Raw genomic sequence first — 15,914 nt, forward strand, 5'->3', positions numbered from 1 at the left:
AGTCTGCTTGAGTGCTTTGAAGTTAGACAAAAAATATTGAACATTAAGGCTTGACTTATGGATATAGCAAATAATTTTATTCCTAATTTAAATGATAAAGACGAAATCGCTATTATTGGTATGGCAGTTCGTTTTCCCGGAGCAAATCAAGTTGATAGCTTTTGGCAAAACCTGCGGGATGGTGTAGAGTCAATTTCTTTTTTCACAGACGAGGAATTAATATCTGCTGGGATAGATTCAGCATTACTGAATGATCCCAATTATGTGAAAGCAAGTGGTGTATTAGAAGATATAGATTTATTTGATGCTTCCTTTTTTGGCTTTTCTCCCAGAGAAGCTGAAATTACAGATCCACAACACCGCCTTTTTATGGAATGTGTTTGGTCATCTCTAGAAAATGCTGGTTACAACTCTGAAACTTATAGTGGTAAAATTGGTCTTTTCGCTGGTGTAGCAACAAGTTACTATCTGCTTTCAAACTTATATCCCAACCGAGAGTTCATGGAATCAGTAGACAGCTTCCAAACTTTGATTGGAAATGATAAGGATTTCCTGCCTACCCAAGTTTCTTACAAGTTAAATCTAAAAGGGCCAAGTATCAATGTACAGACTGCTTGCTCCACATCATTAGTGACTGTCCATTTAGCCTGCCAAAGTTTAATGAATGGCGAAAGCGATATTGCTTTAGCTGGTGGCGTTTCTATTGCAGTGCCACAAAAAACTGGCTATCACTATCAACAAGGAGGAATTCAATCTCCTGACGGTCATTGCCGAGCTTTTGACGCTCAAGCTAAAGGAACTAATGGTGGCAATGGTTTAGGTGTATTAGTCTTGAAAAGATTAGAAGATGCTATTGCCGATGGTGATTTTATCCATGCAGTAATCAAGGGTTCAGCTGTTAATAACGATGGTTCTTTAAAGGTTGGATATACAGCTCCTAGTGTTGATGGTCAAAGGGAGGTAATTTTAGAAGCGCTTGCCCTAGCTGGTGTCGAACCTGAGACTGTTACTTATGTAGAAACGCACGGTACAGGAACCGTCTTAGGAGACCCGATTGAAATTAAGGCTCTTACACAAGCTTTTCGTGCTAGCACAAATAAAAAAGGCTTTTGTGCTATCGGTTCAGTAAAAACTAATATTGGGCATCTGAATACAGCAGCGGGTGTGGCAGGATTAATTAAAACTATACAAGCATTAAAACATAAACAAATACCTCCAAGCTTGCATTTTCAGGAGCCAAATCCACAAATAGATTTCGCTAATAGTCCCTTCTATGTCAACACCAATTTATCAGAGTGGAAAACCGACGGTACACCCCGTCGAGCAGGTGTAAGTTCTTTTGGCATCGGTGGGACTAATGCCCATGTTATTTTGGAAGAAGCGCCAGCGATTGAGGCTTCGAGTCCCTCGCGTCCTTGGCAATTGTTACTGTTATCAGCCAAAACCAGTACGGCTTTAGACACTGCAACAGCGCAACTGCGTGATTATTTAGAGCAAAACCCCGATATTCCCCTACCAGATGTCTCTTACACCCTACAAGTAGGTCGTCGAGCTTTTGACTATCGCCGTATCATGATTTCCCACGATCTAGATGATGCGGTGAAATTGCTTAACAGACAAGACCCACAACGCATTTTTAGTTACCACTATGAGCCAGGCCATTGTCCGGTTATCTTCATGTTTTCAGGACAAGGGTCACAATATGCAAACATGGGTCGGGAACTATATGAAGTAGAACCGACGTTTAAAAAACACGTAGATAGTTGCGCTCTAATTTTGCAACGCCACCTCGGTGTTGATATTCGCTCTCTACTGTATCCCAAGGAACAAGACACAGAGACTGCTTCAAAGCAACTACAACAAACAGCCCTTACCCAAAGCGCGTTATTTGTTACAGAGTACGCCCTGGCTCAGTTATTAATGTCATGGGGAGTAAAACCAGAAGCGATGATTGGTCATAGCATCGGGGAATATGTTGCCGGGGCGATCGCAGGTGTATTTTCCCTAGAGGATGCCCTATTGCTTGTGGCAAAAAGGGGAGAGTTAATGCAACAAGTACCCAAAGGAAGTATGCTGGCAATTAGGCTTCCAGAAAAAGATGTGCGATCGCTACTCTCTGCACAGACGTTGGATAAAAACTCTCTAGAAATCGCAGCAATTAACAGCCCATCTTCGTGTGTAGTATCTGGAACAAACGAGGCAGTTAGTACACTCAAAGATCAATTATCCTCTCAACAAGTTGAATGTCGGCTGTTACATACATCTCATGCCTTTCATTCACAAATGATGGAACCAATACTAAAAGCATTTATTGAGGCTGTCAAAAAAGTCAAACTGAATCCACCACGGATTCGGTTTATTTCTAATGTTACTGGTACTTGGATTGCAGATGCACAAGCCACAAATCCCGATTATTGGTGTCAACATTTGCGGCAAACTGTGAGGTTTTCAGATGGGATATCTCTACTGTTAAAGCAGTTTGAAGGTGTTTTTCTAGAAGTGGGACCAGGGCGAACATTAAGCACATTAACAACACAGCATTTAATTAAAAATAGTCAACAACAAGTATTTACTTCATTACGCCATATTCAAGACCAACAATCTGATGTTAACTTTTTATTACATACATTAGGTCGGTTATGGCTGGCTGGTGTAGAAATAGATTGGTCGGGATTTTATACCCACGAGCAGCGTCATCGTCTGCCTTTGCCTACTTATCCTTTTGAACGACAAAGATACTGGATTGATGCTAAAAAGCAAGGACAAGATAGCGATGTCTACGACGGGCTACGCCTACGCACACCAGTATCACTGACTAAAAAACTTGATATAGGCGACTGGTTTTATATTCCTTTTTGGAAGCCTTCTTTACCCCCAGTACAACTAAAATTTCAAGAATTAGCAGTTCCTAAATCCAGCGCTTTGGTGTTTCTTGATGAGTGTGGCTTAGGTATCAAATTGGTAAAAGAACTAGAAAAAAACAACCACGATGTAATTACCGTAAAACTCGGTGAGAAATTTACGAGATTAGGTAAGTCTGAATATACGATTAATCCTCAAAATCATCATGATTATGATATCCTCATCGAGGAAATTATCAACCAAAACCAGTTACCCAAAACGATAGTTCATCTGTTGAGTATTACACCTAGTAGTGAAGAAGAATTAGAAATTGAACAAGTTGAACAAGCTCAAATAAGAGGATTTTACAGTCTCCTATTTCTTGCCCAATCTTTGGGAAGACAAGAAACTACTGATAATTTTAACATTACAGTTATTTCTAACAATTTACAGCCAGTAACTGGAACAGAAGTACTTTCTCCAGAGAAAGCAACTTTACTTGGAGCAGTTAAAGTTATTTCTCAAGAATATTCAAATATTAATTGCCGTAGTATTGATGTTATCCTTCCCGCCAACGGTAGTTGGCAAGAAGAAAAACTTCTAGAAAAAATACTAGCAGAACTAACGGTTGATGATTCCGAAAAGTTAATTGCTTATCGAGGTTTAAATCGTTGGGTGCAAAGTTTTGAGCCTGTGCGTTTTGAGCAAGCTAAAATCAAAAAGCCTCGACGACTAAGAGAAAAAGGAGTCTATTTAATTACAGGTGGACTTGGAGGTATTGGACTTGTTTTAGCAGAATACTTAGCTCGAACTGTACAAGCAAAACTACTGTTAGTAGGACGTTCTGCTTTGCCAAAAAAAGATGAGTGGGAAAAATGGCTTGCTACTCATGATGAGGCTGATAGTACTAGCTGCAAGATTCGCAAAGTTGAAGAACTCGAACAGTTGGGTGCAGAAATTTTGGTGATGAGTGCTGATGTCAGCAACATCGAACAAATGCGGAGTGCTGTTGCTCAGGCTCAACAGCAATTTGGTCAATTAAACGGTGTCATCCATGCTGCGGGTGTTCCTGGAGGCGGTGTAATTCAGCGAAAAACTCAACAAGAAGCAGAAAGTATTCTGTCTCCTAAGGTCAAGGGAACACTAGTTATTGATGCAATTGTTAAAGATATTCAGTTAGATTTCTTTGTGTTGGCATCATCAATGAATTCAATTTTAGGAGGATTTGGACAGGTAGATTATTGTGGTGCAAATGCTTTTCTTGATGCTTTTGCTCACTCTAATGCTTTAAAAAAAGGTAGATTTACTACAAGTATTAACTGGGATGCTTGGCAAGAAGTTGGCATGGCGGTAAATACACAATTGCCTCAACAACTCCAAGAATTGCGAACTGAAAATCTTCAAAAAGGTATATTGCCGAATGAAGGTGTTGATGCTTTTCTCCGGATTTTAGGAAGTACAATGCCTCAAGTTGTAGTATCTAATTCTGATTTATTGCATTCTCTCAAACAGCATAATTCTTATAATGAAACACAAGTTATAGATTTTTTAGAAACGGCAAATCTATCCAACTTAAAATATCCTCGGCCGCAATTGAGTAATGATTACGTTGCTCCTCGAAATGAAATAGAAGAACAGCTTGCCGATATCTGGCAACGAATCCTGGGAATTGAAAAAATAGGGATATATGATAATTTCTTTGAAATTGGTGGTGATTCTCTTATAGGTATTCAACTTATTGCAACCTTCAATAAGGTATTTAATCTAAATATTTCTATTGCCAAACTTTATGAATGCCCAAATATCGGCTCTATGGCAAAAATATTAACTCCTGATAAATCTTCGGAAAATATTTTTGAACAAAGGTTAAGCCGAGGAGAAAGAAGAAGGCAGAATAAAATACAGAATAGCTAAAACCTAAAACTAATTCATCGGATTTATAAAATTATGGATACCAACACAAAACTTAAAAAAATAGCAAATTTAGATATAGCAATAGTAGGAATATCTGGTCGCTTTCCGGGTGCAAAAAATATCGATGAATTTTGGCATAATCTTCAAAATGGAGTTGAGTCTATTTCATTATTATCCAATAATGATTTACTAGATATAAATATTGAAGAGGCGGTTTTAAACGACCCTCAGTATGTAAAAGCAGCACCTATACTAGAAGATATTGAGTTGTTTGATGCTAGGTTCTTTGGTTACAGTCCTAGAGAAGCTGAAGTTGTAGATCCCCAACATCGCCTATTCATGGAATGTGCTTGGTCATCTCTGGAAAACGCTGGATACGATCCAGAAACATATAATGGTTTGATTGGGGTTTATGCTGGTATTGGCACAAATACTTACTTTTTTAACAATATATATAAAAATATTAACTTAATAGATGTTTCCAATAAATATACTCTTAATAAAGATTTCTTGACTACAAATATTTCGTATAAATTAAATTTAAAAGGTCCAAGTGTCGGTATCCAAACTTACTGCTCTACTTCATTAGTTGCTGTACACTTAGCCTGCAAAAGTCTACTTGATGAAGAGTGTGATATCGCTTTAGCTGGCGGGGTTACAGTTACAGTCCCACAAAAGTCAGGTTATTTCTATGAAAAGGACGGAATTTTGTCTCCTGATGGTCACTGTCGTGCTTTCGATGCTAAAGCACAGGGTACTATTTTCGGCAGCGGACTTGGAATAGTTGTCTTAAAAAGATTAAAAGATGCTATTGCAGATAAAGATTATATTCATGCAGTTATTAAAGGTTCAGCAATCAACAATGATGGTTCCTTAAAAGTTAGCTATACAGCACCTAGTGTAAATGGCCAGGCTGAAGTTGTTGTAGAGGCTTTGGCAAATGCTGGAATTAATGCTGATGATATTTCTTATATAGAAACTCATGGAACTGGAACTGCTACTGGAGATCCAGTGGAAATTGCAGCGCTCACTAAAGCTTTTCGTGCTTTTACACAAAGAAATGGCTTTTGTGCTATCGGTTCAGTAAAACCAAATATCGGACATCTAGATATAGCATCTGGTATAGCAAGTCTGATCAAAACTGTTTTAGCATTGAAATATAAACAAATACCTCCTAGCTTAAATTTTGAAGCTCCCAATCCTGAGATTGATTTTGCAAATAGTCCCTTCTACGTCAATACTAGACTTACTGAGTGGAAAGCTAATAATACTCCCCGCCGAGCAGGAATTAGTTCCTTAGGTTTTGGTGGAACTAATGCCCATATAATTCTGGAAGAAGCTCCTGAAATTAAATATTTTGATGACTCTAGACCTTGGCAGCTACTCTTATTATCAGCTAAAACTACTTCTGCGGTTGAAACTGCGGCTATAAATCTGGTTGACTATTTAAAACAATATCCAGATATAAATCTAGCTAATGTGGCTCATACTTTACAAGTGGGTCGTAGAGCTTTTAACCATCGCAAAATCTTGGTGTGCCAGAACATTAAAGACGCTGTAATTGCTCTGGAAATACAAGACCAACAACGGGTTTTTAGTGCATATCAAGAGCATAGAGAACAGCCAGTTATCTTCATGTTTTCAGGACAAGGGTCACAATATGCAAACATGGGTCGGGAACTATATGAAGTAGAACCGACGTTTAAAAAACACGTAGATAGTTGCGCTCTAATTTTGCAACGCCACCTCGGTGTTGATATTCGCTCTCTACTGTATCCCAAGGAACAAGACACAGAGACTGCTTCAAAGCAACTACAACAAACAGCCCTTACCCAAAGCGCGTTATTTGTTACAGAGTACGCCCTGGCTCAGTTATTAATGTCATGGGGAGTAAAACCAGAAGCGATGATTGGTCATAGCATCGGGGAATATGTTGCCGGGGCGATCGCAGGTGTATTTTCCCTAGAGGATGCCCTATTGCTTGTGGCAAAAAGGGGAGAGTTAATGCAACAAGTACCCAAAGGAAGTATGCTGGCAATTAGGCTTCCAGAAAAAGATGTGCGATCGCTACTCTCTGCACAGACGTTGGATAAAAACTCTCTAGAAATCGCAGCAATTAACAGCCCATCTTCGTGTGTAGTATCTGGAACAAACGAGGCAGTTAGTACACTCAAAGATCAATTATCCTCTCAACAAGTTGAATGTCGGCTGTTACATACATCTCATGCCTTTCATTCACAAATGATGGAACCAATACTAAAAGCATTTATTGAGGCTGTCAAAAAAGTCAAACTGAATCCACCACGGATTCGGTTTATTTCTAATGTTACTGGTACTTGGATTGCAGATGCACAAGCCACAAATCCCGATTATTGGTGTCAACATTTGCGGCAAACTGTGAGGTTTTCAGATGGGATATCTCTACTGTTAAAGCAGTTTGAAGGTGTTTTTCTAGAAGTGGGACCAGGGCGAACATTAAGCACATTAACAACACAGCATTTAATTAAAAATAGTCAACAACAAGTATTTACTTCATTACGCCATATTCAAGACCAACAATCTGATGTTAACTTTTTATTACATACATTAGGTCGGTTATGGCTGGCTGGTGTAGAAATAGATTGGTCGGGATTTTATACCCACGAGCAGCGTCATCGTCTGCCTTTGCCTACTTATCCTTTTGAACGACAAAGATACTGGATTGATGCTAAATCGCCATCGCCTTCTTTAAATAGTAAGCCAGTAAAATTAGATAATAAACAAGATATAGCCGACTGGTTTTATGTTCCTTCATGGAAACGCTCTTTACTGCCTAATTCATCTTTTTATCAAACAGAATATAGACAAGACGAGTGGCTATTTTTTGTTGATGACTTAGGAGTTAGTGAACAATTAATTAAGGCGTTGATAAATCAAGGTAAAAATGTCATTACGATTAAGCAAGGAGAAAAGTTTAGTAAAGTAAGCGATCAGGTTTATACAATTAATCCCTATATATGCGAAGACTATGATACTTTGTTTCAAAAAATCATTTTGTTCGGTAAAATTCCCCAGAATATTGCTTATTTATGGAGCATCGATAAACTAGAAAATTTTCAATCTAGAAAATATTTAGGATTCAACAGTTTGCTGTTTTTAACGCAGAGCATTAGTAAGCTCAAAATTAGTGATCGCGCCGAGCGCAGTACCCTTACGGAGAATCGGTTACAACTTTATGTCATATCAAATAACATTCAAGAAGTCAATGGCAATGAAAAAATAGATCCAGAAAAGGCAACAATATTAGGTTTATGCAAAGTTATTCCTCAAGAATATCCTAATATTATCTGTAAGTGTATTGATATTGCCTTCAAAAACCAACAGGATGGAGAAGAAGAAAATTATAAAAACATTATTGATCAACTTTTAAGTGAATTAACAACTGTATCCTCAGATTTAGTGGTTGCTTATCGTGGTTCCTACCGTTGGGTACAAACTTTTGAGCCAGTTTGCTTAAAGTCAGTAGCTGAAGAAAAAATACCGTTGAGGAAACAGGGTGTTTACCTTTTTCCTGGTGGGTTAGAAACTATTGAAGTTGTACTTGCAGAATATTTAGCAAAATCTCTACAAGCCAAACTCATATTTATCGAGGATTCTGCTTTTCCACAAAAAGATGAATATTTACGATGGCTGGAAACTCACACGCCAGAAGATGAAGTGAGCTGCAAAATCCAAAAAATACAAGCATTGGCTGAGTTGGGTGCAGAAATTTTGGTCTTGGGTGCAGATACAACCAACTATGAACAAATGTATCAGAGCCTTAGCCCTGAGAATATTGGTCAAATTCATGGGGTTATTTATTCGACTGGAATAAAGCGTGAAAATATATTTAGTCCAATTGCAGAAATTGGTAAGATAGAATTAGGAAATTTCTTTGACTCTCAATATCGCAAAATTAGTGTATTAGAAGATGTCTTAAATAATAAAAAATTAGATTTCTGTGTTGTATTCTCTTCTTTATCTTCTATTTTAGGAGGATTTGGGTTAGGTTTATATTCAGCAGCTAATCATTTCATAGATGCTTTTAGTAATCGGCATAACCGAAATTATTATTTGCCGTGGTACGCTGTAAATTGGGATAAAATACAAATCAGTACAGATCAAGATAAAAAAACTCTTGAACAAGCATTTGGGGTAGAATTAGCCATTACTCCAACAGAAATTTTCGAAGTATTTCAACGAATATTATCTCTAGATAAAGGAACTCAGGTTGTTGTTTCTACGATAGATATAAAAGCTAGGTGGGAGCGCACATTTAATCTCGACTCTCTAGAAGATTCAAAATCTTCTTCTCAAGTAGATTTATCCTCACACTACTCTAGGCCTAATCTTAGTAATCCCTATATTGCTCCGATAAATGAGTTGGAAAAACAAGTCACCCAAATATGGCAAGAGGTACTCGGAATTGCAGAAGTTGGTATTTACGACAACTTTTATGAGTTAGGAGGAGACTCTATCATTGCAACTCAACTAGTTTCTCGATTGCGAGCAAAGTTTCCTGTAGATTTACCACTACGCAACCTTTTGTTGGAAGCAATGATACCAGTTAAGCAAGCAGAAATGATTGAGCAACTTCTATTGGAAAAAATTGAGGAGTTATCTGACAAAGAGGTAGAATCTTTTTTAGCTAATCTTCCACAATAATTCTTCAATTATTCAATTTCCCACTTTTATTTGCAAACAGGAAAAATAGTTTATGTCTCTACTCAATCCTATTCCAGATTATGAAGCTGTTGCTCGGATGCAGAACGAATTAAAGAGTACAGATGAAGAAATAGTAGCAGGTGTAATACCTATTTTAGAAAACTTAATGCTACAACATATTCCTAAGGAAGCAAATATTCTCGACCTTGGTTGTGGTTCAGGAAAATTAGTACAACAGCTTCATCTCAAAGGGTATCAAATGACTGGACTTGATGCTTCCAAAGAACTGTTGCGTTATGCCAGAATAAACGCACCTAAGAGTAAATTTATCCTTAATGATATACGTCAATTTGAACTACCACCTACTTTTGATGCCGTTTTATCGTATATTGTTCTACTATTTATTTTAAACGTTGAAGAATTAACATCTGTTTTTCGAAACGTGTATGCAGCACTACGAGATGAGGGATTATTTGTATTTACTATACCAATAACAGATTGGTTCCATGAAATTGCCCCACCAATTTTTGACCATGTTAATGTTAATCACGAATGTGCACTGATTGAAATTTTCTACTATAAACCAGAAGAAAGGATTTGGGAAATTCAGGTTACTGGATTTGAGTTAATAGAAAACATTTGGCAACGTTCAGATACTACTTGGTTCAGAAAAGATTTCTTTTTAGCAGATGTGCAATTGAGCCTAGAAAAAGTCGGTTTTAAAGATATTAGTTATTACAAACTCAAAGATTTTGGTTCTGACGATAATAGCATGGCTTGCTTTGTTTGTCGAAAGAAAGGAATATAAAGTGCAAGATGAAATATATACCTTCAAAAAAATAATAAAGTTACACATATCTAAAATTAGATTGTTATGAATTAGACTGTTATATAGTCCATACACAATCTAATACTAAAGCTTTAAGTTAGGATGGATATAGGTGCAAAGCATGAATCAAAAATACTCTAATTTATCACCAGCAAAAAAAGCCCTTCTAGAAAAATGGAAAGGAGGAAAGTTTCAAGCCGATACTATTCCCAAAAGTCTAGTCTCTAAAACTATTCCTTTATCTTTCTCCCAACAAAGATTATGGTTTATTGACCAACTTTATCACGGGAGTTCTTTTTATAATATTCCTATTGTTTTTCATATCGAAGGACAGCTAAATATTACAGTCCTTCAACAAAGTTTGAATGAGATCCTCAACCGTCACGAAGTTTTGCGCACAAATTTTATACTTGTAAATGGGGAGCCAGTACAGGAGATTGCACGCCAATTAAATTGGGATTTATCCATTATTAATTTTGAGCATTTGTCTGGTAAAGATTGGGAATCAGAGGTTAAACAACTTGCAGTAGAAGAAGGAACAAAACCCTTTAATTTAGCAAAGGGACTTTTAGTCAGAGCAACTTTAGTACGCTTGAGTGAAGAGGAACACGTTTTGCTTGTTACCATGCACCACATTATCACGGATGGATGGTCTTGTGGTGTGTTCCTGCGGGAGTTGTCAACACTGTACGCTGCTTTCTCTACAAATGAGCCTTCTCCCTTACCAGAGCTTCCCATTCAGTATGCAGATTTTACCATTTGGCAGCGCGATCGCATCCAAGGTGAATTCCTCGCAACCCAATTAAATTATTGGAAACAACAACTCAAGGGTGAGTTATCTGTACTCCAATTACCCACAGACCGTCCGCGACCTAACGTTACTACTTTTACTGGTGCTAAAAAATACTTTACATTATCCCCGGTTTTAATTAATGCACTCAGACAATTAAGTCAGCAAGCAGACACCACTTTATTTATGAGTTTGCTGGCAGCATTTAACATATTATTATATCGTTACACAGAGCAAGAAGACATCTTAATTGGTTCTCCAATTGCCAACCGCAACCGTGCAGAATTAGAAGGAATGTTAGGTTTATTTGTTAATACTTTGGTGTTACGTAATAATCTCAGTGGTAATCCAAGTTATCGCGAATTTTTACATCGAGTGCGTGAGGTAACTCTCAATGCTTATGCACATCAGGATTTGCCTTTTGAGATGCTTGTAGAAGAATTACAACCTGAGCGCGACTTAAGTCGAAATCCACTTTATGAGGTTATGTTTGTTCTACAAAATACTCCAACGTCTGTGGAACAAGTGTCTGGATTAACTTTGCGTACTTTAGACTTTGAGAGTGGTACTGCTCAACTAGATATTTTTCTATCTATGTCTGAATCCGAAGAGGGATTAACAGGATGTTTGGAGTACAATACGGATATTTTTGATTCAACAACAATTACCCAATTTATTAACAACTTTGAGACTTTGTTAGAAAATATCGTTGCAAATCCAGAGCAACGTCTCAAAGAATTGTCCGTACTAACTGCTTCTGAGCAAGAGCAACTATTATTTAAATTTAATCAAACTCGTGTAAATTATCCCCAAGATGCATCTCTGCATCAATTATTTGAGCAGCAAGTTGAACTCACACCTGACTCTTTAGCACTAATTAGCGAGTCCGAGGAATTAACTTATCGTCAACTTAACCATAGAGTTAATCAACTTGTACATTATTTACAAAAACAGGGTGTAAAAAAACACACTCTGGTTGCTCTATGTCTAGAACGCTCCATAGATATGGTAGTAGGAATTATAGCTATTCTGAAAACTGGCGGTGCATATATTCCTCTTGATCCAAGTTATCCAGTAGAGCGTCTAAATTTTATGCTCTCTGATTCTCAAGCATCACTGTTAATTAGTAACCAAGAGATATTAGAAAAACTATCATTGTCTTCGAGTAAAATCGTTTGTTTAGATATTTACAAAGACGAAATTGCTCAAGAAAGTTTGGAAAATCCTATTGACATCTCTCCATCTGATAATCTCGCCTATATTATCTACACTTCTGGTTCAACTGGAATACCTAAAGGTGTTCTTGGCACTCATCGCGGTACTGTCAACGGCTTACACTGGTTATGGAAAACCTATCCTTTTACCGAAGGAGAAGTTTGTTGTCAGAAAACAGCCATTAGTTTTGTAGATTCTGTATGGGAAATTTTTGCTCCTTTACTTCAAGGGATTCCTACAGTAATTATTAGCAATGCAACTGTACTAGACGCACAATTATTTATAGAAACTCTGGCGCATCACAAAGTTACTCGAATCATACTTGTACCTTCATTCCTACGCTTACTTCTTAATAATTATAGCCATCTAGCCAAGAAGTTATCACAGCTAAAACTTTGGGTAAGTAGCGGAGAAGCACTTTCTGTTAAGTTAGTTAAAACTTTCCAAGAATTGATACCATTTGCGAAACTCATCAATCTTTACGGCTCATCAGAAGTTTCCGCCAACGCCACTTACTACGACACTAGTTTATTGCAAGACCAAGCAAATAGTGTACCCATTGGTCGTCCGATTGACAATACCCAGGTTTATGTACTGAATCGTGATTTACAACCAACACCGATAGGAGTTGTTGGTGAACTTTATATTGGTGGTGACGGATTGGCAAACGGTTATTTACATCATTCAGAATTAACTGAAGAAAGATTTATTAATAACCCCTTTATTCCAGGAAATAAACTTTACAAAACTGGCGACTTAGTCCGATATATCAAAGATGGTAATCTTGAATATTTGGGTCGAGATGATGAACAAGTAAAAATCAGAGGCTTTCGAGTAGAATTAGGTGAAGTTGCGACTGTTATTGCACAACATCCAGACGTACAACAAGCGGTTGTGCTTGCCAAGAACGATGCTCAACAAGATCAGCGTTTGATTGCATATCTGGTGACAGATAAACAGGATATAGCTACACAATTGTTGCCAGAATTGCAGCAAAAGTTGCCTAACTATATGCTACCGTCTACTTTTGTTGTACTGGATACACTTGCACTTACACCTAATGGCAAAGTGGACAAACTTGCGCTACAAAATTATGAAATTACACAATGCAATACAAATAAATCATTTGTTAATCCCAGAAATTTTACGGAATTAATTTTAGTAAAGCTTTGGGAAAACCTTCTCAATACTAGCCCTATCGGGGTGATAGACAACTTTTTTGACTTGGGTGGTCATTCATTTTTAGCTGTCCGCTTGATGGCTCAGATTCAAGACAAATTTGGACATAATCTTGCCCTATCTACTCTTTTTGAAAATCCCACAATTGAAAAACTAGCCACTATTATTAGTCAGCCATTCCGTCAGAGTTCTAATTCTCATCTAGTAGCAATTAACTCTGATGGTGACAAAATCCCTTTCTTCTGTATACATGGTGCTGGTGGAAATATTGGCCCATACTTTAATTTATCCAAAAGGCTTGGTGAAGATTATCCACTTTATGCTTTGGAAGATACTCTAGAAAAAGAAAAACCAGAAGTCATTTCCGTAGAAGAAACAGCAGCTCGCTACCTGCTAGAAATCCGTAAAATACAGCCAAATGGCCCTTATCTTTTAGGTGGTCATTGTTACGGCGGTGTACTAGCCTTTGAAATAGCGCAACAATTACAAAAACAGGGACAAACAGTAGGTTTATTGGTTGTTATCGATGCCATATTATCAGAAACACCTATTGAGTCTACAGACGATGATGATGCAAAATTTTTACTTCGCATAGCTGAATCAATAAAAACTCATAATAATATAGATTTTTCAGTACCTTTTGAAGAACTTGAAGATTTGCCATTAACTGAGCAACTTAGTTTAATTAATGAAAAGAGCAACTTCATATTTAGTGATGTAGAAATTGAAGATTTCCTCCGTTATTACAAACTTTTTAAAGCGCATGTTAAAGCTATGCGGAATTATAAGCCTCAAGTTTATCCTCATTCCATAACTTTATTTCGAGCTAAGGAGGAAATAATTCATGACTTTGACAATCCAGAATGGTATAGTAATGACCCCTTATTAGGTTGGGGTAAATGTTCTAGTCAACCTATTCAAGTTATTGAAGTTCCTGGTGATCATTTCTCAATTTTCGTTGAACCTCATATTCAAGAATTAGCTAAATATCTCAGAAATTGTATCGATAATGCTGTATGTGTTCTAAATAATGCAAATAAAAGAAGCTGATGAAACTACCTCCAGGACCGAAAACTCCTTCTTGGTTAATAGCTCTGCAATTCAATACTAATCCCTTTGGCTATATGGATGCTATTTCCAAACATTATGGTGATATAGTTACTTTAATGTTTGGTTCTACACCAACAATATATGTCAGTAATCCTTTAGGAATAAAGGAAATTTTCACAAATACTAAGGAAATTACAGCTAGGGGCGAATTGAACTTGGGTTTTGCCTTGATGACAGGAAATCAAGGAGTTCTCCAACTTGATGGTTTAATTCACAAAAATCGACGCAAATTGTTAATGCAAACCTTTCATGGAGCGAGGATGCAAGCCTGTGGGCGACGTATCTGCGAACTCACAGAAAAAATTATCAGTAAACAAACATTTGGAAAGGCTTTTGTTGCATACCCAACAATTGAAGATATTACCTTACGAGTAGGTATAGAAGTTGTAATGGGTTTAACTGAAGGAAAACTTTCTGAGAAAATCAAGCATTTGTTTATTTCTATTATGAGATATGGACAATCACCAATAGATAAGATTCTGAGCAATATTTTTGGAGAAAGAGATTTAGGTCGATGGAGTCCACAAGGATATCTCCTCTACCTTCGACAAGAGCTTTTTGAATTGCTATTGACTGAGGTTGAAGAACGTCGTAAGCAAGCAGATTTTTCACGCGCTGATATGATTAACGATCTGATTTTTGCTGAAGATGAAACAGGTCAACCATTAAGCAATGAAGAAGTACGCGATCTGTTATTATCCCCCATATTTGCAGCAGGTGATGCTTCCGGAACTGCGATCGCTTGGTCTTTGTATTGGATTCATCGTTTACCTGCTGTGCAATCGCGCCTACTATCAGAACTCGACAGTCTTGGTGAAAACCCAGATCCCATGAGCATTTTTGCCTTACCATACTTAAGTGCTGTTTGTAATGAAGCTTTGCGAATTTACCCAACTCAGTTATTTGCCTTTCCTAGATTGGTAGAGTCTCCAGTCAAGGTGATGGGCTACGAGTTGAACCCCGGAACAATACTGCTTGCTAATATTTATTCGACACATCAGCGTGAAGATTTATATTCACAACCAAAAGAATTTCAGCCAGAGCGCTTTTTAGAAAAACAATATTCTCCCTACGAATTTCTGCCATTTGGTGGTGGTTCTCGTGTGTGTATTGGCGGAACTTTTGCCCTATTTGAAATGAAATTGATATTAGCAACCATTCTTTCACGTTACGAGTTAGAGCTACTCAGTCAGCGTCCAGAACGCCCCAAATTTGGAGGTTTGATTTGTTACCCGGCTAGCGGCGTGAAAATGGTCGTGCATGGTCTGCGTCAAAATAAAGAACACCTACAACCACTTGTTTCTGGCTCGTTTTAGCCATCAGATTTATAACCCATTTTTTTCAAGCTAAAAA

Annotated in this window: 5 protein-coding genes; all 5 read left to right on the forward strand. The window is 37.5% G+C overall.

The features are described from left to right. Positions 1 to 57 precede the first annotated feature (57 nt). The 5 genes from RMY27_RS01970 to RMY27_RS01990 all read left to right on the forward strand — a co-directional run bounded on the left by RMY27_RS01970 (position 58) and on the right by RMY27_RS01990 (position 15,877). Positions 58 to 4,755 (forward strand): type I polyketide synthase, encoded by a 4,698-nt coding sequence (locus tag RMY27_RS01970; protein ID WP_322659995.1) that lies wholly within the window; start codon positions 58 to 60, stop codon positions 4,753 to 4,755. 33 nt (positions 4,756 to 4,788) lie between these two features. Beyond that, positions 4,789 to 9,438: a polyketide synthase gene (locus tag RMY27_RS01975; RefSeq protein ID WP_322659997.1), complete on the forward strand. Its 4,650-nt coding sequence runs from the start codon at positions 4,789 to 4,791 to the stop codon at positions 9,436 to 9,438. Between the two features lie 52 nt (positions 9,439 to 9,490). After that, entirely contained in the window at positions 9,491 to 10,246 is a 756-nt protein-coding gene (locus tag RMY27_RS01980) for a class I SAM-dependent methyltransferase (protein ID WP_322659999.1), read from the forward strand. 142 nt (positions 10,247 to 10,388) lie between these two features. Continuing rightward, on the forward strand, positions 10,389 to 14,501 hold the full coding sequence (locus RMY27_RS01985; RefSeq protein ID WP_322660001.1) for an amino acid adenylation domain-containing protein: 4,113 nt from the start codon (positions 10,389 to 10,391) through the stop codon (positions 14,499 to 14,501). Then, entirely contained in the window at positions 14,501 to 15,877 is a 1,377-nt protein-coding gene (locus RMY27_RS01990; protein ID WP_322660003.1) for a cytochrome P450, read from the forward strand. The genes RMY27_RS01985 and RMY27_RS01990 overlap by 1 nt, the downstream gene beginning before the upstream one ends. Positions 15,878 to 15,914 lie beyond the last annotated feature (37 nt).

The organism is Nostoc sp. DedQUE09, assembly GCF_034530915.1.
Lineage (GTDB): Bacteria > Cyanobacteriota > Cyanobacteriia > Cyanobacteriales > Nostocaceae > Nostoc.